Here is a 1,066-nt window from a genome sequence, read left to right on the forward strand (position 1 = left end):
AAGGCGAAGTTCTTCAAGCAAATCCCAAACTCTGGATAGTTGTAGTCGGAGTGTATGTCGTAGCTGCTCTCAGTGCACTATATTACGCAGTGCTTAGTATAACCTACAGAAAGCGCAGAAGAACAGATTGGTAACAAAGAACCGTTGTTGGTTGTTCGTTGTTGGTTCTTGGTAGGAGCAAAAGATTGGTTCTTCGGAGGACAGGAAGACGGTGTCGCTTAAAGTGCTTTTTTCAAGCCTTCAGCGATCAGCGTAAAGCGGTTCTTCCGCCCGGCGAAGCCGGAACTGGCCATGCGTAGCCTCAGTGGCCACCGAAGGCGACTAGCGAAGGCGGTGCCTTCACTGGTCCCATTAGCAGCTTTGAAATGATTTCTATTGCTCTGGATCTTAGGTTTAGCCCGACGAAGTCGGAACTGGCTGCACGAAGTGCGACTGGCCACACGCAGTGTGACTGGCCTGCGTCAGCAGACTGGCGGCGGATGCTTCTCCGCCAATCAGTACTGGCCTTGAGGTTCTTGCCCGGCGAAGCCGGAACTGGCCAGGCGCAGCCTGACTGGCCACACGTAGTGTGACTGGCCTCGCCGAAGGCGAGACTGGCTATCGTTTAACATAGAAAGGAGTAACGAACTTGAGTCTGAATAATCTCGAAGTCTGGAGAAAATCTGTCGAACTTGCTAAGAAGATGTATTTCATCACAAAGGATTTTCCTCAAAGCGAAATTTACGGACTGACTAGCCAAATGAGAAGAGCGTCAGTGTCAGTAGCATCAAACATCGCAGAAGGCCGCGGAAGATCAACGGCCAAGGACTTCGTTCACTTCCTTCATTTGGCGCAGGGTTCACTATACGAACTGTCAACACAAGTAGTAATAGCGCACGAAATTGGCCTTCTTAGTAAGGAACACTATGAGGATGTGTGTGACCATATCAAAAGCATTGAATCGATGATCCGCGGCTTAATCTTCCGCATCCGCAACGAAAAAAAGTGAAGACTGTCTGCGTTTATTCCGCTCTGCCCATGCGAAGCATGACTGGCCTCAGCTGAAAGCTGAGACTGGCACCACGAA

Annotated in this window: 1 protein-coding gene; it reads left to right on the top strand. The window is 50.1% G+C overall.

What is annotated here, in order from left to right; genetic code table 11:
• Positions 1-628: 628 nt before the first annotated feature.
• Positions 629-988: a four helix bundle protein gene (locus RJ60_RS15005; RefSeq protein WP_103135279.1), complete on the top strand. Its 360-nt coding sequence runs from the start codon at positions 629-631 to the stop codon at positions 986-988.
• Positions 989-1,066: the final 78 nt, after the last annotated feature.

It is taken from the genome of Mesotoga sp. B105.6.4, from assembly GCF_002896535.1.
Classification (GTDB): Bacteria; Thermotogota; Thermotogae; order Petrotogales; family Kosmotogaceae; genus Mesotoga.